This is a genomic window from Nitrospirota bacterium (assembly GCA_040752355.1).
Classification (GTDB): Bacteria; Nitrospirota; Thermodesulfovibrionia; order Thermodesulfovibrionales; family Dissulfurispiraceae; genus JBFMCP01.
In genome coordinates this window covers 133,237-156,785 of the sequence record JBFMHE010000005.1, presented here as the reverse complement: position 1 = coordinate 156,785, position 23,549 = coordinate 133,237, and the positions used below count along the sequence as shown (strand labels likewise).

The 23,549-nt window shown below is 60.8% G+C and carries 22 protein-coding genes and 2 tRNA genes; 14 read left to right on the top strand and 10 right to left on the bottom strand.

Annotated elements, in window-relative coordinates; all coding sequences use genetic code 11:
- Positions 1-56: 56 nt before the first annotated feature.
- From AB1805_05515 to AB1805_05495, 5 genes are all read right to left on the bottom strand, one after another.
- Positions 57-311, bottom strand: coding sequence for a hypothetical protein (locus AB1805_05515; GenBank protein ID MEW5744883.1), 255 nt, complete (start codon positions 309-311; stop codon positions 57-59).
- 107 nt (positions 312-418) lie between these two features.
- Positions 419-760, bottom strand: coding sequence for a P-II family nitrogen regulator (locus AB1805_05510; GenBank protein MEW5744882.1), 342 nt, complete (start codon positions 758-760; stop codon positions 419-421).
- Positions 757-1,743, bottom strand: a complete 987-nt coding sequence (locus tag AB1805_05505) for an NrpR regulatory domain-containing protein (GenBank protein MEW5744881.1) — start codon at positions 1,741-1,743, stop codon at positions 757-759. The genes AB1805_05510 and AB1805_05505 overlap by 4 nt, the downstream gene beginning before the upstream one ends.
- A gap of 97 nt (positions 1,744-1,840) precedes the next feature.
- A complete protein-coding gene (locus AB1805_05500; protein MEW5744880.1) occupies positions 1,841-3,469 on the bottom strand; it encodes an FMN-binding glutamate synthase family protein in 1,629 nt (542 codons plus the stop codon).
- A gap of 252 nt (positions 3,470-3,721) precedes the next feature.
- Positions 3,722-4,978, bottom strand: coding sequence for a helix-turn-helix domain-containing protein (locus AB1805_05495; protein MEW5744879.1), 1,257 nt, complete (start codon positions 4,976-4,978; stop codon positions 3,722-3,724).
- A 206-nt stretch (positions 4,979-5,184) separates the two neighbouring features.
- Between AB1805_05495 and AB1805_05490 the strand changes: the two genes are divergently transcribed.
- From AB1805_05490 to AB1805_05475, 4 genes are all read left to right on the top strand, one after another.
- Positions 5,185-6,303: a glutamate synthase gene (locus AB1805_05490; protein MEW5744878.1), complete on the top strand. Its 1,119-nt coding sequence runs from the start codon at positions 5,185-5,187 to the stop codon at positions 6,301-6,303.
- Complete coding sequence (locus AB1805_05485; protein ID MEW5744877.1) at positions 6,273-7,949, top strand: glutamate synthase-related protein; 1,677 nt, start codon at positions 6,273-6,275, stop codon at positions 7,947-7,949. Before AB1805_05490 ends, AB1805_05485 begins: the two co-directional genes overlap by 31 nt.
- Entirely contained in the window at positions 7,939-10,434 is a 2,496-nt protein-coding gene (locus AB1805_05480) for an FAD-dependent oxidoreductase (protein MEW5744876.1), read from the top strand. Before AB1805_05485 ends, AB1805_05480 begins: the two co-directional genes overlap by 11 nt.
- Before the next feature lie 100 nt (positions 10,435-10,534).
- Positions 10,535-10,608, top strand: a tRNA-Pro gene (locus tag AB1805_05475).
- A gap of 153 nt (positions 10,609-10,761) precedes the next feature.
- On the opposite strand, the gene AB1805_05470 is transcribed toward AB1805_05475, so the two are convergent.
- Positions 10,762-11,457 (bottom strand): pentapeptide repeat-containing protein, encoded by a 696-nt coding sequence (locus AB1805_05470; GenBank protein ID MEW5744875.1) that lies wholly within the window; start codon positions 11,455-11,457, stop codon positions 10,762-10,764.
- 307 nt (positions 11,458-11,764) lie between these two features.
- Here AB1805_05470 and AB1805_05465 point away from each other — a divergent pair, with 307 nt between their 5' ends.
- From AB1805_05465 to AB1805_05455, 3 genes are all read left to right on the top strand, one after another.
- Entirely contained in the window at positions 11,765-12,229 is a 465-nt protein-coding gene (locus tag AB1805_05465) for a TIGR00725 family protein (GenBank protein MEW5744874.1), read from the top strand.
- 63 nt (positions 12,230-12,292) lie between these two features.
- Positions 12,293-12,369 (top strand) — tRNA-Arg (locus AB1805_05460).
- Between the two features lie 91 nt (positions 12,370-12,460).
- Positions 12,461-12,685 carry a hypothetical protein gene (locus AB1805_05455; protein MEW5744873.1) on the top strand — a complete coding sequence of 75 codons (225 nt, stop codon included), beginning with the start codon at positions 12,461-12,463 and terminating at the stop codon, positions 12,683-12,685.
- Here the strand turns inward: AB1805_05455 and AB1805_05450 are convergent.
- A complete protein-coding gene (locus AB1805_05450) occupies positions 12,672-12,917 on the bottom strand; it encodes a hypothetical protein (protein MEW5744872.1) in 246 nt (81 codons plus the stop codon). The two genes, AB1805_05455 and AB1805_05450, sit on opposite strands and share 14 nt — an antisense overlap.
- A gap of 250 nt (positions 12,918-13,167) precedes the next feature.
- Here AB1805_05450 and AB1805_05445 point away from each other — a divergent pair, with 250 nt between their 5' ends.
- From AB1805_05445 to AB1805_05430, 4 genes are all read left to right on the top strand, one after another.
- Positions 13,168-14,241: a hypothetical protein gene (locus AB1805_05445; protein MEW5744871.1), complete on the top strand. Its 1,074-nt coding sequence runs from the start codon at positions 13,168-13,170 to the stop codon at positions 14,239-14,241.
- A 15-nt stretch (positions 14,242-14,256) separates the two neighbouring features.
- On the top strand, positions 14,257-15,030 hold the full coding sequence (locus tag AB1805_05440) for a transporter (GenBank protein MEW5744870.1): 774 nt from the start codon (positions 14,257-14,259) through the stop codon (positions 15,028-15,030).
- Between the two features lie 80 nt (positions 15,031-15,110).
- A complete protein-coding gene (locus AB1805_05435) occupies positions 15,111-16,208 on the top strand; it encodes an aminoglycoside phosphotransferase family protein (GenBank protein ID MEW5744869.1) in 1,098 nt (365 codons plus the stop codon).
- Positions 16,205-16,744, top strand: coding sequence for a DOMON-like domain-containing protein (locus AB1805_05430; GenBank protein ID MEW5744868.1), 540 nt, complete (start codon positions 16,205-16,207; stop codon positions 16,742-16,744). Before AB1805_05435 ends, AB1805_05430 begins: the two co-directional genes overlap by 4 nt.
- Before the next feature lie 29 nt (positions 16,745-16,773).
- Here the strand turns inward: AB1805_05430 and AB1805_05425 are convergent, their stop codons facing one another.
- Positions 16,774-17,289 (bottom strand): GTP pyrophosphokinase, encoded by a 516-nt coding sequence (locus AB1805_05425; GenBank protein MEW5744867.1) that lies wholly within the window; start codon positions 17,287-17,289, stop codon positions 16,774-16,776.
- A 190-nt stretch (positions 17,290-17,479) separates the two neighbouring features.
- Here AB1805_05425 and AB1805_05420 point away from each other — a divergent pair, with 190 nt between their 5' ends.
- A complete protein-coding gene (locus tag AB1805_05420) occupies positions 17,480-18,136 on the top strand; it encodes a hypothetical protein (GenBank protein MEW5744866.1) in 657 nt (218 codons plus the stop codon).
- A 50-nt stretch (positions 18,137-18,186) separates the two neighbouring features.
- Here AB1805_05420 and AB1805_05415 read toward each other — a convergent pair whose 3' ends face one another.
- Positions 18,187-18,645, bottom strand: a complete 459-nt coding sequence (locus AB1805_05415; GenBank protein ID MEW5744865.1) for a hypothetical protein — start codon at positions 18,643-18,645, stop codon at positions 18,187-18,189.
- 214 nt (positions 18,646-18,859) lie between these two features.
- A complete protein-coding gene (locus AB1805_05410) occupies positions 18,860-19,456 on the bottom strand; it encodes a PAS domain-containing protein (protein ID MEW5744864.1) in 597 nt (198 codons plus the stop codon).
- 329 nt (positions 19,457-19,785) lie between these two features.
- On the opposite strand from AB1805_05410, the gene glgX reads away from it, so the two are divergent.
- Positions 19,786-21,879 (top strand): glycogen debranching protein GlgX, encoded by a 2,094-nt coding sequence (gene glgX, locus AB1805_05405; protein MEW5744863.1) that lies wholly within the window; start codon positions 19,786-19,788, stop codon positions 21,877-21,879.
- 114 nt (positions 21,880-21,993) lie between these two features.
- On the top strand, positions 21,994-23,526 hold the full coding sequence (locus AB1805_05400; protein ID MEW5744862.1) for an MASE3 domain-containing protein: 1,533 nt from the start codon (positions 21,994-21,996) through the stop codon (positions 23,524-23,526).
- The last annotated feature ends 23 nt before the right edge of the window (positions 23,527-23,549 follow it).

Below are 23,549 nucleotides of genomic sequence, written 5' to 3'. Positions count from 1 at the left end.
CATTTGCATTCGGGCTGATTTTTAAGCCTTTTTGCAACAGACCCCGGCGCGCGCCCTCACAGAGCCCTGAACTCGTAGGTATCCGCTGCTGCATCGGGGCCGTCTCCTGCACCGCGGTGGTAGACGCACCGCCATCCGTCCCTGCAGCTCCCGATCTTCATCACCTCATGGTCGCTCTTCTTTCTCCCGTCTCCCAGCACACCCTCTATCTGGCCGTTTCTTCTGTAGATGAAGAGGACATCTCCGGTGCGCACATTCCTCCAGAGCTGTCCCGGCGCCGGAAGCAGCTCGTTCGATACCTGTTCCGCCATGGCTCTTCCTCCCGATATTCGTTTATTCGCCTTCAGCCTCTCTGCGGCCCCGCACTGCTGCGGGGCCGGCGCACTTCCCCGCGCGCTGAACATTCGCCCTCACCCGTTCAGCTGATCGCTTCCTCTCCCCGCTGCCCGGTTCTGATCCTCACCGAATCCTCGACGGAAAACACGAATATCTTGCCGTCGCCGATCTTTCCCGTCTTCGCCTGGCGCTCTATGGTCTTGACGGCCTCCGCTGCAAGGGCATCGGGAACGATCATCTCGATCTTGATCTTCGGGACAAAGTCGACCACATACTCCGCGCCCCGGTAGAGCTCGGCATGCCCCTTCTGCCTCCCGAATCCCTTCACCTCGGATATCGTCATGCCCTGGATGCCCAGCTCGGTGAGCGCATCCCTCACTTCGTCGAGCTTGAAGGGCTTGATAACAGCTTCTATCTTCTTCATAGCATCTCCCCAGCGATTCTCTCCAACGGTTGCAACTGTGCATACTCGACCAGCGTCGACATCGCCCTGCTCTCGGTCGGGATGCCGGCCTCCTCGAGGGCGGCGACAGGGTTCAAGCCCCCGACCACTACGATTCCCGCCTTGTCGAAGCCCACGGGGATGTCCAGGAGCGGGCTATTGGGGTTGCCGATCAGGAGAACGCCCCCCACTCCCTGCGCAGACATCCTCTCCGAGAGCCCGACCGCCTCGTCCCTGCATACCACCGGGATCTCCCTGAAGCTCGCGAGAATCCTCCCGTTGCCGCTCCTCACGCTCCCCTGCACATCGGTCATCTTCCCCCGTATGAAGATTTCGAGGGGATCGAGGGACGACCCTTCGTAACTTATCAGGGCGACGAACCGCTCGCACGCCCTTTCCTCCACTTCCAGGATGCCGCCGAACCGCGAGGCCACCGGTATCCCCGCCTTCAGAAAGATGCCGTTGATCGTCACGCTGCACATGGTGCCCAGCCCCACCCTGCCGTCCGGGACCGGGATATCCCCGATCCGTTCGCCGGCCCGGGCGAGGATCAAGCGGTCGCTCATCGCATAAGGCGAGGCAGCGATACCCTGCAGGATGTCGAGCGACTCCCCGAGACGCTCCTCGGGGAAAAAGGAGACATTGAGGATGACCGACCCCTCCATCGTCCCGAGGTTCAGCGTCGTGAGATACGAGAGCGTCTCTATCTTGCTGCTCACGAAGCCGATCCGCTCCGAGACGAGCGCATGCTTCAGCTCCTTTCGGCCCTTGGCGGTAATCAGCCGCCCCTCTTTCCCGAACACCTCGGTATAGCCCCGCTCATCGAGAATCCTCAGGTGGTAGCGCACCGTCCTCTCGGTGAGCTCGACACCATGCGCCTTGAGCTTCCGCGCTATCTCCCGGGAGCCGGTGATCTCCGCCGCTCTGTCCAGCACCCGGAGAATAGCAACCATGGTCTTGTTCATCGCATCCCCTCTGTTCCCGTAGTGATGTCCGTTGTCCGCGGGGACCCGCGGACAACGGACGCCGTGTACTGTACTGCGAAAAGAATCCGCCCGCTCCCTATGCCGACTTCCGTTTACGGGCGGCTGAAGAGGCGCCTGCCTTGAGCACTTTCATCGCCTCGGCACGGTAGGAATCCATCAGGTAGGGGATCCCGGTGACCCTGGCGCATTCGTCGGTAAGAGACATCAGCTCGTTCCTCGTGATCGAGGGGATATTGAAGCAGCGGGCCCCTGCCATCAGCTGCTGCAGCCCGACCCTGATCTTCTGAGAATAGCTGTGGATGCCGACCGCCCCCAGCGGGATGTTCGTGATCTCGTCGTTGCCGACGAGGTTCTTCACCTCCTCGTAGTTGACGAAGATCTCCTCGACCGTGGAGCCGTACTCGCTCACCGTCTTCGGCAGGTCGTTCTCCTTCATCCAGAGGCCGATATTCTTGCCGACCATGCCCGGGATCATCAGGGCGCGGCCCATGCAGACCGCCTTGGTGAAGGGAGCGCCCAGGGCGAGCGCCTTGAAGACGCCGTCCTCGCTGCTGAAGCCGCCTGCAAAGGCGAGATCGGGGACCCGCTCGCCCTGGTCGTCAAGTATCTTGGCGAATTCGTATGCCGCCGCATGCAGATACACCGAGGGCATGCCCCACTCCTCCATCATGCGCCAGGGGCTCATGCCGGTGCCGCCGGGAGCGCCGTCGATCGTGAGCAGATCGATCTTGGCCCTGGAGCTCCACTTGAGCGCCATGGCGAGCTCGCGCAGGCCGTAGGCGCCGGTCTTCAGGGTGATCCTCTTGAAGCCGAGCTTTCTCAGCCGGTTGACCTCGGCATAGAACTCCTCCTCGTCGATGAAGCCGAGGCGGCTGTGGCGCTCGAACTCCTTGATGGCTTTATCCTTGAACGCAGCCTGGACCACCGGGTCGGAGGGGTCGGGGGTGACGATGTAGCCGCGCCGCTGCAGCTCGAGGGCGCGCTCCAGGGAACTCACCTTGATCTCTCCGCCGATGCACTTTGCACCCTGGCCCCATTTCAACTCTATGGTCTCGAGCCCGTGCTTGTCGATGAGATATTCGGCGACGCCGAGCCGGGTGTCTTCGACATTCATCTGGACGAGTATCTCGCCGTATCCCTGATGATAGCGGCGGTAGAGCTCGAGCCTGCGGTCCATGTCGGGCGCCTTGGTCACCTTGTTCTTGCCGTTCAGCTCGAGGGCGGGATCGATGCCGCAGACATTCTCGCCGCAGACGATCGTCACGCCGGAAATCGCGGCCCCGATAGCGAAATGCTCCCAGTTCTTGCGGGCGATTTCGGTAGAGCCGAGCGCGCCGGTGAAGATCGGCACTTTCATCTTCACTTTCTTGTCCCACCCGTAGGCGGTCTCCGTATTGACGTTCGGGAACCGGGCGGTATCGGGGTCGCCTTTCTGTCCTGCGGGGAGGCCCTTGGCGCCGAAGGCGTACCCGTGTATGTTCAGGTGGGAATAGTCGACGGGATAATTCTTATCGCCGCCGGCGGTCACCGTGCCGAAAGGCCCGGGGTAGAGGAGCTCCCTGCCCCTGAACGTCGCCTTGAAAACCTCGCAATTGCCCCTGCACCCGTCGATACAGCGCGTGCAGAGTCCGCTCATCGGTGAAACGCTTCTCGAACGGTTCGTCGTCCTCGTTGCATCATTGGCATTCGGCTGCTGCAAATTCATTGTCTCTCTCCTTTGGTGATTGGTTTTTGTGAGTCGCTATGCGCCTCGTTATTCTTGCCAGTCCCTCATTGCCGGGATGGGCCGGGATGGGCCGGGATGGACCGTAATGGCTCGGCATTCCAACCTCCTCATTAAGTGCTGTTAAACAAGCAGTCCGCAAAATTAAGTATTGGTAAACAGAGAGGGCAAAAAAAATCACCGGCCTTTCGCCGCGACGAAAAACCGAAGATCGTAGGTTACCCCTGTCTCACCTTACCAGACGGCGAGCAATTCAGCCTCATCACCTCCTTCGTTCTTCCACTGGGTGGGAACCGCCTCTTTGAGATACACGCAATCGCCGGGATCGAGCGTCTCGGTCTTTCCCTCTATGGTCACCGACACCGCACCGCGCACGAGGGAGATGAGCTCCGGCTTTTTCAGTGAATGGAAATGCTTTCTCACGGCAATCCCGGGAGGAATGACCACCATCCTCGCGGACATTTTCTCATCGCTCACGATCGCAGCCCCCTTGATGCCGTCGCCGAGAGGGGCGAGGCGCGAGGAAATATCTCCTCTCCTGAAGAGCCACGGCGAGGCCGCTGTCTTCTCCCCGTCCAGGAACTCCGCGGGATTCACCCCGAGGGCCCTGCAGATCTGGACAAAGGAGCTCAGCGACGGACTGATCTGGTTGCTCTCGAGCTGCGAGACGAAGCTGGGGGTCATCTCCACCCTGTCCGCCAGGTCCTTCTGGCTCATCCCTCGCCGCAGGCGCAGTTCCTTCAGCCTGCCGCCCAGATCGGTGGCCGGCTCCCTCTTAGGCAGCGTAATGGAGATATCCCTGCCCGAGATCTCGTAGACATGCGGCTTGAAGGCCTCCCTGTCCTGCCTGCCCGAGAGCTTTACGGCCTTGATATACAGCCGGTCCCGCCGCACGTACAGGTCGAAGACATCCTGGGTGATGTGTCTCAGGTTCGCCTTGAACTTCTGGCTGTGCGCCTCTTTTTCGAGTATCCAGTAGGCGACGGTATCGAGGTCGTAGAGGCGCGGGCACATGTAGGTGAAGAACTTGTACGTGCAGTTCTCGTCGCCCCAGAGGTCCTGCATCCCGGTGAGACTGTCGAAGACGTAGCGCGCCCCCGGAGGGAGGCTGTCCTCTATCTCGTTGAGCGTCGCGGTGAACGCATCGATATCACGGGGGTCGGCGATCTTGACCACGTTGCAGCTCAGGGGCTTGTCGTAGAATTTGAGGAAGGTCGTGTCGTTCTTCCCCTTGCCTGCGGTGAAGCAGTCGAGGAGCACGAAGTGCTCCGTATTGATAATGCCCCTGAAGTCGTTGAGGATGCTCTGCGGAGACCGGTTGAAGCTGATGTAGATGACCCGCTGCGAATCCTCGAAGGACTGCCGGATGAAGTTGAGGATGAAGACATCATGGGAGGTCCCTGCATCGACCTCCCAGACGACGTTGTCGCCGATGTAGAGGGAGTCGACCAGCTGGTCGAGCGCCTTTATGCCTGAGGATATTTTGGACATGGTAAACGGTTGCCTATAACCTTATAACTTTATCCAATGAAAAAATTGTTTGTCAAGGCGAAATTGCTTCATTATATTGAAAACGCAACAAACAATTTTCTATAATAATGAACGGCAAACGGCTACCGACGCAGCGTCGTATACCGAAGTACCGGTATAGGCGCTTTTTTTAATGGTAAAGCCATACCACTATCGAGGTAATCATCATGTGCAGACTTGCTGCTGTTACATCCGGGAGCTATATCTCGGCCATGGAGCCGATCCTCGCCCTCGAGACCATGAAAGAGGGCCACGACGGCTCGGGGCTCGGCCTCACCCTCAAAGACCTCGGCGGCCCGTTCGAGAAGCTCAAGAAGTACCCTGTCCTGTCCGGCATCAGCTCCGGCGAGGGGAAGAGGCTGCTCGACGACTACATGAAACGGTCGGGCTTCTCGCTCAAGTATGAGTGGAAGCCGAAGATGAAACCGATAAAGGGAATGGTCGCACGCGAGCACTATTTCGCACGGGCTTACGATTATCCCGCGAGCTGCCGGAACAAGACGATGCAGGAGAAAGAGGACCTCCTGCTGACCACCCGTCTCGCCCTCAGGAAGATGGGCGAAGCGGACGAGGCGCTCTTCGTCTTCTCCTTCTACCCCGACGTGCTCACCCTCAAGGAAGTGGGCGACCCGCTCCAGGTCGCGGAGTTCTTCGGCCTCGACAGGGACGGGCTCACCGCGAAGATCATCCTGGCGCAGGGACGGCAGAACACCAACTACGCCATTTATCTCTATGCCTGCCACCCGTTCTTCATTCAAGGCTATTGCTCTATGACGAACGGCGAGAATACGGCGTTCGTCCCCATACGGGAGTTTCTCTCGAGCCGCGGGTTCCCGGGCTACATCGGGTACAACAGCGACAGCGAGGTCTTCACCCACATCCTCCACTATACGGTGCGGCAGCTGGGATTCCCGCTTCCCTACTACAAGGATGTGATAACCCCGCTCAAGGCGTCGGAGATCGAGCAGCGGCCCGACCGGCAGGCGCTCACGCTCATGAAGCAGTCGCTGAGGCCCCTCTGCATCGACGGGCCGAACATGGTCATCGGCTTCACCCCCGACGGGTCGGTCTTCATGGTGCATGACGCCAAGAAGCTCAGGCCCGGCGTCGTCGGCGGCGTCAAAGGGAAGTATGCATTGATGTCCGAGGAGTGCGGCGTTGACAGCGCGGTTCCGAAACGGGACCGGAGCAAGGACATATTCCCCATGAAGTACGATATGGTAATCGTTTCGCCACAGGCAGAGGAGGTAACGGTATGGAACCAGCTGCACGGCCAGGCACTATGATGCTGGACAACAACCATCAACTCTCGCTCAAGGAGTTTCCCTATATAATCCGCTGGAGGGACGACCGCTGCAAACGCTGCGGCAGGTGCACGGCGGTCTGCCCGGTCAAGGCGATTCAACCCGCGGTGAAGGTGCAGCGGACCGTCAGGTCCGAGGGGCCCGTCCCGTCGCCGACGGCGGTCCGTTCGATCACGCATGTCGTCGAGCAGGTGACCGATATGGAACGGTACTGCACCGGCTGCGCGACCTGCTCCCTCGTCTGCCCCAATGAGGCGATTGAGCCCGAATTCAATCCGCACAACAAGTTCCTCCATTACAAAAACAAGGGCGGCGACGGGTACAAGAGGGGCGGAAGGAGAAACGATCCGGCTGTCTCGACCCTCGACCGCATCAAGTTCACCAGGATCTCGATGCTCACCGATCCTGCGCTCGATGCGGGGAGGCACGAGTTCCGCATCCGCACGCTGCTCGGGAGGATCATGCATCCCGAAGACCTGCCGCTGACGCAGGAGGACGGCCGCCTGGTCATCGACAGCGCGAAGAGGACCTTCGTCCCGCCGGTGCGCGAGATATTCCCGATCATGATCGGCAGCATGTCCGTGGGCGCGCTCTCTCCGCCGATGTGGGAGGGGCTCGCGATGGGCATCACGTACCTGAACGAGGTCGAAGGCCTCCCCGTCGTCATGTGCTCGGGCGAAGGCGGCATGCCGCCGCGGCTGCTGCGGTCGAAGTATCTCAAGTACTTCATCATACAGATCGCGTCGGGCTACTTCGGCTGGGACGAGATCATCCATGCCCTGCCCCATATGGTCGAGGACCCCGCTGCCATCGAGATCAAGTACGGCCAGGGCGCGAAGCCGGGCGACGGCGGACTGCTCATGGCGCAGAAAGTGCTCAAGCTGATCGCGAAGATCCGCGGCGTCCCGCAGTTCGTCGATCTCGCGTCGCCGCCCACGCACCAGACCAAGTACTCTATCGAAGAGGCGGTGGCGAAGATGATTCAATCCATGTCCATGGCCTGGGGCTTCAGGGTGCCGGTCTACCCGAAGATCTCGGGGTCGAAGACCGCCAAGGCGGTGCTGAACAACCTCGCCAGGAACCCGTACGCCGCGGCGCTCTGCATCGACGGCGAGGACGGCGGCACCGGCGCCGCCTACAACGTATCGATGGACAAGATGGGCCACCCCATCGCGTCGAACCTCAGGGAGTGCTACCTCGACCTCGTGAAGCAGGGCAAGCAGAACGAGCTGCCCCTGATCGCTGCCGGCGGCGTGGGCAAAAAGGGCCACCTCGCTGCGAATGCGGCGGCGCTCATCATGCTCGGCGCCTCGGGAGTAGCGATAGGCAAGTACATCATGCAGGCGGCGGCGGACTGCTTCGGCGACGAGAACAACCGCTGCAATCTCTGCAATACCGGCAAATGCCCGCGGGGCATCACCACCCAGGACCCGAAGCTCTACCGCAGGCTCGACGCCGACAAGGTCGCCGAGCGCGTGGTCGAGGTCTTCAAGGCCGCCGATGTGGAGCTGAGAAAGCTCTTCGCCCCTATGGGCAGGAGCACCGAGCTCCCGATCGGCATGTCCGACGGCTTGAGTATCGATGACAAAGCAATGGCGGAGAGGTTGGGAATCAGCTATGCGTGCTAAGAGACGGCAGTCGGCAGTCAGCAGTCAGCAATCAAATAAAAAGACGAAGCAGCCCACGGCGGCAAAAAAACAGGCCGCTCCTCGTGCTACGGCGAACCCGGAGCCAAGGCAGCGGAAGGCCGATACGATCGTATCCCTCGTCGGCGATGCGGTTGTGGTGATCAACGGCGGACCGAACGGCGACCGCCTCCCGTCGCGCATCCTCGAAGAGCATATACAGCAGGCGGTGCAGGAAGGCGCGCGCGAGCTCCGCATCCTCGCCGACGGACAGCACGGCATCGGCGGCCGCATCTGGCCCCGCGGCCAGGGCGAGAGCGTCGAGACGGTCAAGGTTATTGTCGAAGGCACCGCCGGCCAGCGTCTGGGCAGCATGGGCATGCCCGGCACCGAGATCGTCGTGAAGGGAAGCGTCTCGGACGATGCGGGATGGCTCAACTGCGGCGCCCGGATCACGGTCCTGGGCGACGCCACGAACGGCGCGTTCAACGCAGCAGCGCAGGGTGTCCTCTATGTCCAGGGCAGCGGCGGCGCCCGGTGCGACACCATGACCAAGCGCAACCCGCGCTTCGATCCCCCGCAGTCCTGGTATTTCAGAAACGTGGGGGATTCCTTCGCCGAGTTCAAGGCGGGCGGCATCGCCGTGGTCTGCGGCGTCAACCCCCGGAACCCCGAAAACGTCCTCGGCTACCGTCCCTGCGTCGGTATGGTGGGCGGTACGATCTATTTCCGCGGCCCCATCCAGGGTTACAGCGACAGGGACGTACAGCTCCTCGAGCTCACGCCGCAGGATTGGGAGTGGCTCACCGAGAATATGAGGCCCTATCTCGAGGCGATCGACAGGACGGACTATTACGATGAGCTCACCCGTTCGAAGGAGGAATGGAAAAAGCTCGTCGCCTATACCCCGCAGGAGAAAGCGGCGAAGAAGAAGATGAAGCTCTCCACCGCCGACTTCAGGAAGAGCAGGTGGGAGAAGGAGGTCGGGCAGGGAGGCATCTTCGCCGAATACCTCGATCATGAGTTGACGCTGCTCCCCTATATCACCACCGGCCAGGAGCGGCGCAACAAGCCGATCTGGGCGAACGAGAAGTACGCGCCGCCCTGCGCTTATGCCTGCCCCACCCATATCCCCTCGCACAAGAGGGCGACGCTCATGCGGCAGGGCCTCTACCAGGATGCGCTCGAGCTGGTGCTGCAGTACAGCCCGCTTCCTGCCACGGTCTGCGGCGAAATATGCCCGAACCTCTGCATGCAGAGCTGTACGAGAGGAATGATCGATGTTCCCCTCCGGATCAACAGGCTCGGCAGTCTCGCCCTCGACCTGCCCGCCCCGAAAAAGGAGAAGCCGACCGGCCACAGCGTGGCGGTCATCGGCGGCGGACCGGGAGGCCTCAGCGCTGCCTGGCAGCTCGCGCTGAAGGGCCATTACGTCGATCTTTACGAAGCGTCGGATAAGCTGGGGGGCAAGATCGAGCACTGCATCCCGAGAGAGCGGCTTCCCCAGCAGATCCTCCAGAAGGAGCTCTCGCGCTTCAAGGAGCTGGGAGTCAATGTGCACCTGAGCGCAAGGGTCGACAAGGAAAAATTCGCGCAGATATACAGAGACAACGAGATCGTCATCGTCGCCGTCGGCGCCCACCAGCCGCGGATCATCGCCTTCCCCGGCTCTGAGCAGATCGAGTCTGCCTATGACTTCCTGAGGGCGATAAACAGCGGCAGACACCCCGACCTCAAAGGGAAGAAGGTAGTCGTCATCGGCGCGGGCAACGTCGGCATGGATGTCGCGTCCGAGGCGTACAACTACGGCGCCGAATCGGTGGTCGCCGTGGATATCCAGAAGCCCGCTGCCTTCGGCAAAGAGATGGAGGTGGCGACGGCGAAGGGTACCCGGATCCTCTGGCCGAAGCTCACCGAGAGGTATGATGCAGAGGAGAGGAAGCTCCATTTCAAGGACGGCTCGGCCCTCGATGCTGACCTGGTGGTCATGGCTGTCGGCGATGTCCCGATCCTCGATTTCCTGCCGCAGACCGTCCATACCGAGCGGGGCTGGATCAAGGTCAACGACATCGGACAGACGTCGGATGTAAAGGTGTTCGCCGTGGGCGACGCCACCGGCCTCGGCCTCGTCACCCATGCCATCGGCCAGGGGCGGCTCGTGGCAGAGACCGTTCACTACCAGATGATGCACGCGCCGCGGGCGCCCGAGATAAAGCAGGTGATCCCCTACGAGCGGATCAGACGAGAGTACTACGATGTCTGCGTCGGCGATTTCCAGCCCGATAAAGAAGCGAACAAGTGCATGTCCTGCGCCGCCTGCCGCGACTGCCACATGTGCGAGGCCACCTGCTACTGGGGCGCCATCAGCAGGGTCGAGCATAAGGGCGGCGCCTTCGAGTACATCGTCGATGAGGAGAAGTGCATCGGCTGCGGCTTCTGCGCCGGCATCTGCCCCTGCGGCGTCTGGGAGATGAAGGAAAATATCTGACCCGGAGCCACGGTGACACGGGGAGCGGGAAAATGGTAGAATTATATTCGTCTCTCGCTTCTTCCGTATCACCCATTCACCGTTTCATGTCGTTGGAAGACGGGGCGTAGCGCAGTTTGGTAGCGCGCACGGTTCGGGACCGTGAAGTCGGAGGTTCAAATCCTCTCGCCCCGACTCTCTCTTCAAAGAGGCGGTCATCCCGGCCGGCTGGATGGCAGGGATGACCGCGAACCCCTTTGTAAAAGGCTGCCGGAGACGGCAGCCTTTCCTTTTTCAGGGAGAACCCTTTCCTCTTTAACGCTGGAGCACAACAAGAACGCAACGGAACTATTCGTCGGCAGCTTTTGCGGGAGCCCTCGTGCCGTCTACCCGTGCGCGGGTGAGGTCGGTGCCGCTCAGCCTCGCGCCCTGGAGATTGGCTTCCCTGAGGTCGGCTGCTTGGAGGTTCGCATTGAGGATCGTGGCATTGCTCAGGTCCGCTCCCTTCAGGATCGCGGCATTCAGGTCGGCTTTAGTCATCTCCGCTTCGGTCAGGTCCGCTTCGGTCAGGTCTGCGGCGATGAGGCTCGTGCCGTAGGCATTCACCCTGGTGAGCCGTGCCACGATCAGGATGGCGGCGCCAACATCCGCTTGCTTCAGTATCGCTCCGGTGAGGTCGGCCTTGCGCATCTTCGCAGCAGCGAGGCTGGCGAGCTGGAGGTTCGCCCCTTTCATGTTGGCGCCCGAGAGGTCGGCGCCGTTGAGCGTCGAGTGGTTCAGATCAGCCTCTTCGAGATTGGCGCCGATGAGCCGGGCTCCGGTAAGATTCGAGCTGCTGATATCGGCCTTCGAAAGGTTCGCTCCCGAGAGGTCGGCGCCGTTGAGGTTGGACTTCGAGAGGTCGGTCCCGTGCAGATCGGAGCCCTTGAAATTGACGCCGCTGAAATCGCTGCCGCTCAGGTCGATGCCCGAGAGATCGACCTCGGAAAGCTCCCCCGAGGTCTTCGCAATTTCGAGGACCCGCTGTTTAGAGATCTTCTGCATGGTTATCCCTATTATAGAGCAACAGGTATGTACAAGCAATCAGCGTTATGAGCAATCAGCCATCAGCGATCAGCCCTCACTAAGGGCGTCCAACGGAATGAGGAGGGGGAGTCAGATGAGGCACAGTATGCCCGCTCAACTGCCACCCCGATTCCCGGTCGATGCGACCTCCGGGGTTTTCGTCTGCCTCGCACATCCCTGTGCTCGGCGGACGACGAAAAAAGCCGCTCGCATACCATCCCCCCTCCCCCAGTGTTCTTCGGACTCGGGATTTCGAATTTTGTTATAGTACGGTATGCCTAAGAGGATGATCGCTGTCGTAGGCGCCGGCAATGCCGATGATGCTATGCTCACGATTGCCGAGGAGGTGGGGAGGCTGATCGCCCGGCGGGGAGCAACGCTCGTCTGCGGAGGGCTCTCGGGCGTGATGCAGGCTGCTGCAAAAGGAGCGAAGGAAGCGGGCGGCATCACGGTCGGCATCCTGCCCTGGCTCGATAAGGCAGATGCCAACCCGTATATCGATGTGCCTGTCGCCACCGGCTTCGGCGAGGGCAGAAACGTGCTCATCGTCCGCTCGGCCGATGCGGTCATCGCCGTAGGCGGCGAATACGGCACCCTCTCCGAAATCGCCTTCGGCCTCAAGACGGGCAAGCCCGTCGTCGGTCTCGGCACCTGGGAGATCGAGGGCGTTCTCAAGGCGAAGGACCCCGGGGATGCGGTGGATAAAGCCTTTACGGCTATGGAGCGCGGCAAAAAAGGGATCGATCGGTAGCAGCGTAACCCCTTACGGTTTCCCGCCCTTTTATGCTAAGATAGTAATTCTGGTACGGCCGGAGCCCCCTTAGCTCAGTCGGATAGAGCACAGGTTTCCTAAACCTGGGGCCGCAAGTTCGAATCTTGCAGGGGGCACCATAAATCGCTCTGATTTATGGTTTTTTAATGGGTGTCCGATTTCTTAATAAACGTGCCTGTGACTACGAGTGACTACATCAGGGGGGCTATAGTGAAACTCATCGGCATCTGTCTCTGTCTCGTCTTCCTCTCCGGCTGCGCGACGTCCATGAATGAAATAATCAGCTCTAAGGAGCTGGGAACCCGAAAAACCTATTCCGTGAGCAGCGACCAGGCGTGGAAGATCTCAAAAACGGTTCTTCGCTGGGGGATGGCTGAGGTGATCGGGAGCTGTGGGGACGTTGATGAATTAGTTGAGCTATTCATCGGATCATGAGTTTTGAAATAGCCGAAGTGGTGACCCCTGTTTCACGTGCCACCAGCGCCATGGGGATGCCGTATCTTTCGCAGGCATAAACCGCCGTATCTGTCTTTGCCGCAAGATTCCCAAAACGCTCAATGAAATAGTCTCTGTCTCTGTCGTCAGAGACTATAGCTTTCTTTTCTATTCCCCTGCATATTACGTGGTGCAGTGTGCCGGGATAGTCGAGTCTCGCTTGTCGTGGCATGCAATATTATCCCGCAATCCATCAATCAGGTCAACTAATTCATCAACGTCCCTGAGAACTCAATCAACGTCCCTGAGAACTCCAACGTCCCTGAGAACTCGCTCCTCCCGGGAGCTCCTGCCATTGCGCAGCCCTCTATTTCTTTGTAGAATTGCTCTAAGGAATCTTTGCGGAACACTTCGCCGCCGGTTCGCCTGTCAGAAGAAGTGTCCCCCTATCGATGAACGCAATCAATAAAAAAGGAGATGGTATGCGAAGCAATAAATCCTGCCTTTTGCTGCTCGCCATAGTCCTTGTCATGCTGACGGGCGTTGTTTCGGCAGACGCGCAGTGGACGACGCGAGACCACCGCTGGGCCCCGGGCGGCCCGTGGACATGGGCGCTCCAGCGTGAATTGCCCCAGCTCTATCGAGAGTTCAACGGCATCGATTTCGGCCATGCGCACCTGGCCGAGACCCTGCTGCGCACACAGGACCCGCAGAAGGTCGAGAAAGCGCGGCTCGAAGTGCTCGACTTCATCTTCAGCTCGCCTCCGGTGCCCCCGGACGAGGAGCAGGTCGCCCCGACCTTCACGCGCATGGTATGGGAGGTGCAGAGGGCGTTCAACTGGGCGCATGAGCTCCACCGCAGCCTCTACGACCTCTTTGCGACCGACACGGTAGCGGATAAGGAGGCGGCGTACCGCAAAATCCTGGAGGACTATCTCGAAAAGCCCGAGGCCATTACCACGCATCCGCTCGACCACCACGGGAAGCTCTGGAGCTGGCCCGAGTCCAAGTCCTTCAGCAGGAAATTTCCCGAGTTCAATACGCAGATCTGGGCGTACCACTGGCTGCAGGCTGCCGCGTACGATGTGCAGCTCATGGGCGATAGCGATAAGCAGCGCAGCCTGATGCCCCGCGTCATCGCCCATTACCACGGCTACCTCCGGAAGCCTCCGGTCGAATGGCAGATGATGCCGATGATGAGGGAAGCGTCTCCTGAGTTCAGCAGGAGGTTTCCCGAGGCTGCCGCTATCTTCGACAACCTGCACATGCTGCACGACAATGTCGACGATGTCCTGAGCAGGCCCGATCTCTATCCCACGTACCGGGCGAAGAGAGACCAGATCATGAAGATACTCGAGGTCTATCTCCACCGGAACCATGCGCCGGACGACCGGTACCGCGACTATCATGCGCCTGTGGGAGCGATGCACGGAGGCGGGATGATGGGCCCCCGCCCTCCGTCGGTGCAGGAGGTGCTGGGCATCGAGACCGGGCCTCGGGACAAGAGCAGTCCCCACGAAGGACACCTGCCGCACGGCGCACACGGAAATCATTGAGAGGAGGAAGCAGCGATGAATCGGCTCTTTACCGCTCTTACTGCATTAGGGATGGTATGCTGCGCGTCCGCCGCTGCAGCCATCGACCACAAGAATCTCGACGAGGGCCGTCCCCTGCACCTGCAGGATGCCTACTCCGTATCCCAGGGCGAACGGGCTATCGAGGCGGGCGCAGGGTTCTCCTCGAAGCGCCATGCTGAAGACCAGGCATTTTTCCCCGTAACGCTTATTTATGGAGCCCTGCCGAATTTTCATATCGAGGCCGGAACAACGTTCTTCACCGACCCTCATGATGTGGATGACCCCGCAAAGTCGGGCGACCTGAGCGTTGCAGCGCTCTACAACTTCAACCAGGAGACCCTGACGCTGCCCGCCCTCGGCATCAAGGGCTCGGTCACCCTGCCGACCGGCGTCGATTCGTCCGGCGTCGACTTCGAGGTGACGGGGCTGGTCACCCGATCGTTCAACCGGCTCAGCATGCATCTCAACGCCTCCTATGCCTTCATCAGCGGGAGGGAGGAGGGAGAGCGCGCCGGCCGTTACCGGTTCGTCCTCGGCCCGAGCTACCCGATCGGGGCGCCGCTCCATACCCGGACGACCGTTCTGGCGGATATCTTTATCGAGCAGTCGGTCCATCACGGAGAACAGGAGACAATAGGCGGCGAAGCAGGCGTCCGGCATCAGCTCACGGAGCGGGTGGTGCTCGACGCCGGGGTCGGCTCCGAATTCAGCGGCCCCCGCGACCGATCACGCATCTTTGTGAATGCCGGGCTCTCGTTTGTGTTTTAATCTGTGTCTTCCTGATTGACCCCGGTACGCGGTCTTCACTAGAATATCTGCAAGCAGCAAATCCGGGATAAGAGATACCAGTGAAGAGCCTGTTTATCGTTGCAGAGCAGTTCACGCCAAAGGGCACGGTTGTCGACGTACGGGAATTCGGGAGCGGGAACATCAACCGCACCTTCCTCGTTACCCTGGACGGCGCCGAGAGAAAACACGTTGTCCTCCAGCGTATCAATACTCAGGTGTTTCGCCGGCCCGAGCTCGTCATGCGGAATATGCTCGTCGCCACCGGGCATATCCGCACGCGTCTCGAGCGCACCCCGTTCTCGAAGGGCCGCCGCTGGGAGGTCCCGTCTGTCCTGCTGACTAACGACGGCCGTGACCACTGGGTCGATGCCGGGGGCTCGTTCTGGCGCGCGCTCAGCTTCATCGAGAACGCGGAGTCCTTCGATACGGTCAGGGACAGTGCTCATGCAGAGGAGGCCGGTTACGCGCTCGGCCTTTTCCATACCCTCCTGAGCGATCTGCCTCCCGGAAGCCTCGCCGATACGCTCGAGGGATTCCATATCACCCCACAGTACCTGCGGCACTATGATGCTGTCCTGGCGAAGCACGCTCCACCGGACTCGGTCGAGGCGAAGTATTGCCTGCGGTTCGTGGGCGAGCGGAGCGCCTGGGCGCATGTGCTCGAGCAAGCGAAGGCGCAGGGCGCGCTTCTGCTCCGGCCTGTCCACGGCGACCCGAAGATCAACAACATACTGATGGACAGGACTACGGGACAGGCTGTCAGCATGGTCGACCTGGACACCATCAAACCCGGACTGGTCCACTACGATATCGGAGACGCTCTCCGCTCGGGCTGTAACCCGCTCGGAGAGGAGGTTCAGGAGTGGGAGAGGACTTCCTTTGATATCAACCTCTGCCGGGCGATGCTGAAGGGGTATCTTTCGGAGGCGAGGACGTTCCTCACCGCACATGATTTCGTTTATCTTTACGATGCAATCCGCCTGATAGCGTTCGAGCTCGGGCTAAGGTTCTTTACCGATTATCTTGAAGGCAATATCTACTTCAGGGTGAAGAGCCCGGAGCACAACCTCACCAGGGCCCTCGTCCAGTTCAGGCTCGCGGAGAGCATCGAGGCCCAGGAAAAAACAATCCGGTCCCTTATCGAGGGCATCCGATGAGCAGCAGAAGCTTCGCGCTGAAGCCGTTCCCGGCGGACGGGCGCTGTCCGGATATCGCCATCACCGGCGCCGTCGCACGGCGTCCGCATACGCTCTCCGTGAGCTGCGCGATCACCGGTCCGCTCTCGGCAATCGCTGTTCCCGAGCCCGGGGGCGTGCCTGGGCGCAAGGACCGGCTGTGGGAAGAGACCTGCCTCGAATTCTTTCTCGCTGCAAAAAATTCCGGGGGCTACTGGGAATTCAACCTCTCGCCGTCCGGCCACTGGAATGTCTACCGCTTCACCGCGTACCGGCAGGGCATGCGGGAAGAGCCTGCCTTCACGTCGCTGCCGTTCAGCATCGATATCGAACCGGACAGCCTCAGGCTCTCCCTGGAGCTCGATATGGGCAGCATCATACCGGGCGATCAGGCCCTGGAAGTCGCTGTCAGCGCCGTCATCAAAACAGCGGAGGGTTCGACGACATACTGGGCGCTGACGCATCCCGGCCCTCAGCCGGACTTTCACCGCAGGGACAGTTTCATTATCGAGCTGTAAGACCGGGGGACAATCGCTGCTGCGCGCAGCTACAGCGTCTGGCAGACCCTCTCGGCGTCGAGGGCTTCCTGCCCGTACGACGAACGCTCATCGAAGGGCTCGAGGAGGAACTTGAAGGTCTTGATATACCGCTTCGCCATCCTTCCGTACATCTCCCGCTGCTCTTTGTCCTGGCTGGCATCACGCGCTGCCTCGATGCTCCGGATCAGGTTGTGGCGGACATCTTCTATCTTGACCCTCGTGGCGATGGCGTTTTTCTTGACGCGCTGGATGTAGTCGTCGAGGGTTTCGCAGGGGCGTATGGTGATCGCATCGAGGGCCTCGATGATCTCCTCCGAAAAGCCTTCCCTCCGGAGGTCGTCGACCGTCATCTCGGTATCTTCGGGAACATCATGGAGCACGCCGACGATCCTGCAGACGACATCATCGAGAGCAAAACGCTCCATCACGTAGAGGGGATGCGCGATATAGTCGTTGCCGGCCTTGTCCTTCTGGTCCCTGTGGTGAAAGCGGGCGATCTCTATTGCGCGTTCAACGGTTGCCAAGGGCCACTCCTTTCAGCAGGAACATTTTCGGCATGTCTTACGTCTATTATACCTGCCGCGGTGCGTTCTTAGGAACAGGAAGGGGGCTCTCCTGCTATTAAATTTTCTTATCGCTTCTTATCCCGGCAAGGTATAATTATACCTATCGGTACGGCAGCAAGCGACTATTCAGGAAGAGAGGACCTGCAGCATGTCCGACAAGAAGACCTTCGCGCAGCTCGCGGTAATGTACGAGCTCAATACCCGTGAGCTCAAAAAAAAATTCGCGCTCTTCCCCGAGGAGCTCCGCTACTATGGTATCCTCGCCGGCAGCATTATCGGAGCGGAAAACGCGAAGCGGGTGAGAGAGACGCCCCGGGCGGTTGTCGAAAACAGCGAGGGGTTTGTTTCGAAGTTGCTCGAGATGACCGGGCCCGATGCGGGCGGAGCCTTCACCCGGGTTCTCGAGACCTTCCTCGTAGAGACACTGAAGGACGAGTTGCGTTTCAACTGTCTCAACTGCAGGGACTTCACCAGGTGCCTCGATATCGAGCATCTCCCGGCAGGCGAGCTCTTCCAGCGGCGGGTGCAGGGAGAAGAGACCGAGGCCCTGAAGAAAGAGATCAGCGCGCTCATCGACAGCGCCCTCGAGAATACCCCCCATGTGCATACCGACGAGGCGCATCTGCTCTGCAGGGACTTTGTCCATAACTACAGCTGCACCTCGGTGGGCGAGGTCTTCGGGCGCTATGCGGAGATCGCTGCAGCGCTCCGGCAGGACTACGGCATCGACTATGCGAAGATCCAGCAGCAGATGATCGACCTCAACATGCAGTTCTGCGAAAAGAGCCGCAGGCACACGCACTGAGCAGCAAGCCCGAAGGGGCTGGTCCGGCAGGGAGAGGTGACGGGCGCCGGCTACTCGATATACGCCTTGAGGGCCACCTCCATGTTCGCTATGTTCCGCGGGTTTCCATCGGGATGGCGCGCTACCTGGATCATTCTCCAGCGGCCCGGCGCAAAATCGGGAACAAAAGCGGTGAAGACGCCGGCCCCCCCGGGACCGGCAACAAACGAAGAGCCGGGGTCTCCAATACGGACCATATCGATCTCCGGCTGCTCGTTGAGAAACCACACGGAATAGACTGCTCCCGGCTCGAGCCCCTCGGCAGTGACTTTGAGCCGCCTCTGTCCCGGCCCCCGGGTCCCGTCCGGCTCGTCCATAATGAACACCTGCCCCGCAGCTGTGGCAGCGCCGGGCATCGGCAGCAGCGTCACCCTCTTCTCGACCTCGACCTGCGCATGCAGAAGAGAGGACATGAGCAGCACGGTTACCACGCAGAGCATTCCCGCGACCACTTCTCCCTTTCTTGCCATTGCCTCCCCTCCTTTGCAGCCCCCCGCAGGTGATGACCGGCGCTCTCGGCGCGCATACCGCTCCTAAAAAGAAGCTAGCAGACATCGGGGAAACTGTCAACTCAGCAGGGTTGTTCGGGTGAAGGGCCCCGGTCTCTCGGCACCGGGGCCGGACCAGGGGGATGCAGGACAGCGTCAGAGGGTCCTTCCATTCGCCTGTTGCAGAGGGGAGCGTTTACTTTCGGTCGTGCTGCTGCTTCTCCATCATTACTTCCAGGCATTCGGGGCACAGGCCGTGGGTGAACTCCGCCTCGGAACGCTTCCTCACATACTCCTCGACGATCGTCCAGTAGCCCGCGTCATCGCGGATCTTCTTGCAGGAGGCGCAGATCGGCAGGAGCCCGCGCAGCTCGATGATATCGGAGATGTCTTCGATGAGCACAACGGCGAGGCGCTGCGCATCGAGATCGAGGGGAGCTGCGCTCACGAGGAGATTGAGCGTCCGGACAGCATCGTCGATCTCGAGGATGATCCTGCCTTTTGCCCGGCCCACGGCATTACCCCGCATCGCTTCCATAGCGGTCATACGGACAACGCACCGCTCGCAGTGCGGCCCGAACCCGCACCCTCTCGGGTCATCGGTGCGGTGAATACAGTGGAACACATCACCGCCCTTCTGGTTCAACGCCTGTTCGTCGGTGATACCGAGCAGGTTCTTTGCCGCGGAATTGATCGCCTTGACACGCCCCTCGCTATCGGCAATAAGGACCATTGCGGGAATAATATCGAAGAGGCGCCTGAAAAAATCGTTATCTTTCAGCATATCATCCATGCTAAATCCTCTTGTCCTCCTGCGGCCCCCCTCCGGGGCCGGCACGACAGCCGCAGGGGAACACCACCTTTATTTAACGCAAGAGGTCCGCGAAAAATCAACAGAAGATTTTCTCCCCCCGCTTCCAAGCTCCGGGGGCGATCAGCCGGTGTCTGCCGCTGTCATGGCCCTCCTCATGGTAGTAATGCCCATGCCCATCTGTTAGAATTAAATAAAAGAAAAGTGCCTTGCCCTGCATGGCGCTCTCCTCGGAACCTAGAGCCCTCCCTGTTCTCAAGAAACGGGCGCTACACGCCGAAACCAATCTATACCGGACAGAGTATCAGGAGGTGGACGTGAAGCAGTACAAGACACACCCCGGCTGGCGCTATCCGGCCGGTGCGAAAAAGGGAGCGCACGGCGTCAACTTCTCCCTCTTCAGCCAGCATGCCGCATCCGTCGAGCTCCTGCTCTACGAGCGGGCGGACAGCCCCGAGCCGTTCCAGGTGATCCGGCTCGATCCCGACATCCACCGCACCTTCTTCTTCTGGCATGTCTTTGTCGAGGATATTCCCGTCGGCACCCACTACACGTGGCGCGCCGACGGCCCCGACGAAACGCGCCTCTCCGGCTTCCGGTTCAATAAAACGATCGAGCTCCTCGACCCTGCGGCGCGGGCCGTCACCACCGTGCTCTGGGACCGCCGGCGCGCGGAAGAGCTGCAGCGGAAAAACGAACGCGCGCCGGCGATGCGGGCGATGGTGGTCGATATGGCGTATGACTGGGAAGGGGACGAGCCACTCAACCACCCTCCTGAAAAGACCGTCATCTACGAGATGCATGTAGGCGGCTTCACGAAGCACGCCTCCTCCGGTGTCAGCAGGCCCGGCACCTTCGCGGGAGTGATCGAAAAGATCCCCTATCTGAAGGAGCTCGGCGTCACCGATGTGGAGCTCCTGCCGGTGATGGCCTTCGATGAGCAGGACGTGCCCCCCGGGACCTTCAAGAGGGGTCTGAAGAATTACTGGGGGTACAGCACGCACAGCTTTTTCAGTCCCCATCCCGGCTTCTGCGCGGCCCCCCTCCGGGGCGCGGCTGTCAACGAGTTCAGGGACATGGTGAAGGCGCTCCACCGGGCCGGCATCGGCGTCATCCTCGATGTGGTATTCAACCATACCGCAGAGGGAGGAGCCGGCGGGCCGGTGATCAATTTCAAAGGAACGGACAACGTCACTTTCTACCACCTCGATCCTTTCGACAAACGCATCTACCGCGACTACACGGGCTGCGGCAACACGGTGAACTGCAATCATCCGCTCACCGCTCGGTTCATCATCAACTGCCTGGAGTACTGGGTCCGCGAGATGCATGTGGACGGGTTCCGCTTCGACCTGGCGAGCGCCATGGCCCGCGGCGAGGACGGCAACCCGATGCGGCACGCCCCGGTCCTCTGGAACATCGAGTTCTCGGAGGTCCTCATCAACACCAGGATCATCGCCGAGGCGTGGGACGCTGCCGGGCTCTACCAGGTGGGCGATTTCCCCGGCTTCCGCTGGATGGAGTGGAACGGCGAGTACCGGAACGTCGTCCGCCGCTTCGTCCGGGGCGACAAGGGACTCGTCAGCAAGGTCGCCGACGCCCTCGCCGGCAGCAGCCATCTCTACCAGGCCCAGGGCCGCCTCCCGATCAACAGCATTAACTTCGTCACCTGCCACGACGGCTTCACTCTCTATGACCAGGTGAGCTATAACCGGAAGCACAACGAGGCCAACGGCGAAGACAACCGCGACGGTTCCGACGAGAACTTCAGCTGGAACTGCGGCGTCGAAGGAGAGACGTCCGACCCCGGGGTGCTCAGCCTCAGGAAGCGGCAGGCGAAGAACTTCACCGCCCTGCTCTTCCTGAGCCAGGGGGTCCCGATGATCCTGATGGGGGACGAGGCGCTGCGCTCGCAGCGGGGGAACAATAACGCCTATTGCCAGGACAACAGGCTCAGCTGGTTCGACTGGACACTGACCGAAAAAAACGGCGATATGCTCCGCTTCACGAAAGAGATGATCGCGTTCCGGAAGCGGCATCCCTCTCTCATGCGCACCCGCTTTCTCACGGGGAAACGGCAGGAGGGCTCCCGCCTCCCCGATGTCATGTGGCACGGCGCGCGGCTGAATGAGCCGCCCTGGTACGATCCCGAAGCGCGGCATCTCGCCTTTACGCTCGGGGCGCTCCAGGAGGGAGAGGAGGACCTGCAGGTGATGCTCAACATGTCCGCTGCTCCCCTCGATATGCAGCTGCCCGAAGCGCCCCGGGGCAGAACATGGCATCGCGCCATCGATACGGGGAGACCGTCCCCGGAGGATATCGTCGGGCCTTCCTCGCAGACTGCGGTGAGCGGAAACCGCTGCCGCCTGATGCCGCACAGCATCGTCGTCCTCGAGAGCCGCTGAGCCTGCTTGATTTTTATCCTGTCATGTGGTCCAATTGAGCTAGGGAGGGACAGCACGATCTCGCGCTCCCGCTATGCTGCCGCACGCTCCTGCTCCTTGTGACGACGCCGGGCTATGAAGAGAACAGAGGGACATCCCCGCACCTGGGGCAGGTATGTCGAAAGCTCGTTCCTCGCGCTCGCCCTGACCGGCCTCTATCTCGTCAGCCGTTATAACTACCCTTTTTTCCGGACCTTGAGCGAGCTCTTCGGGGTCTCGATCTCCTTCGGCATCTTTGCCATCGCCTGGAACTCGCGCCGTTTCATCTCCGACACCTATCTCCTCTTCATCGGCATCGCCTATTTCTTCGTCGGGGCGATAGACCTGCTGCACGCCCTCTCCTCGCACGGCATCGCCCTGTTCAGCGGGCATAACGGGGCTGCGACCCTGCAGCTCTGGATCGCCGGCCGTTTCGTGCAGAGCGTCTCCTTTCTCATCGCCCCGGTATTCATCGGAGAGCGCCTGAACGCCGGGGCCGTTCTCGCTGCCTACGCCCTTGCGAGCGGGCTGCTGCTCTTTTCGATCGTTTCGCCGGGGCTCTTTCCCGCCGTCCTTGCAGAAGGAGCGAAGGGGGCGCTCCTCGTCACGGTGAGCGAATACCTCATCGCCGCCGTACTGCTCGCCGGCCTCGTCCTTCTGATACGGAAACGGCGGCACTTCGACCCCGCCGTGTTCAAACTGCTGGCGTCGGCCATCATACTGATCACCGCTTCCGAGCTCGCCCTTACCTCTATGGTAGAAACAGCCGCATTCTCCAACGTCGCGGGGCATCTCGTCCGCCTCATGTCGTTCTACCTGGTCTACCGCACCGTCATCATCACCGGCCTCATACGACCCCACGATCTCCTGTTCAGGAACCTGAAGCAGAGCGAGGCTGACCTGAACGAGCTGAACAGGGAGCTCGAGACGACGGTGGCGGAACGCACCATGAGCCTCATGGCCCTCTCGATCGCCGACCGGGTGCGCAATCCCGCTACCATCATCGGCAGCATCAGCAGGAGGATACTCGCCAGGGAGAAGGTCCCGGCCAGGCTGGCGAAAGACATCGGCGATATCATCTTCGAAGTCGAACGGCTCGAGTCGGTGGTGCGGGACTTCGAGTCCCTGCTGAGGCTCCGCCAGTCGAGCTACCGGTACGAGGACCTCAACGGGATCGTACGGATGGTCCTGCCCGCCCTGGAGCGGGAGGCAGCGGAGAAAGGCGTAGCGCTCATTATCGATCTCTCGAGGCGCCCGCTCAGGATAAACGCCCAGAGAAACCTGCTGCGGGCGGCGATCTTCCATGTCATAAAGAATGCCGTCGATGCCACGCTGCAGGGGGGCAGGATAACGATAGCAAGCTCCGGGACCCACGACGCCGTGGTCCTGTCCATCACCGACACGGGCTCGGGCATTCCCCCCGAGGACCGGGACCGGGTCTTCGACCCCTTCTTCAGCACCAAGCGGTACCGCTTCGGCCTGGGGCTCGCCCTGGTGCGGCAGATCATGGCGGAGCACCTGGGGGATATCACCCTCGAGAGCGAGGTGGGAAAGGGGACAACCGTACGGCTCGTCTTCCCCACGCGATGGCTCGTTCCCTTTACCGCCCAAGGCAGGCGGCCTTCCTGAAGAATTGGCGAGCGGACAGCGCC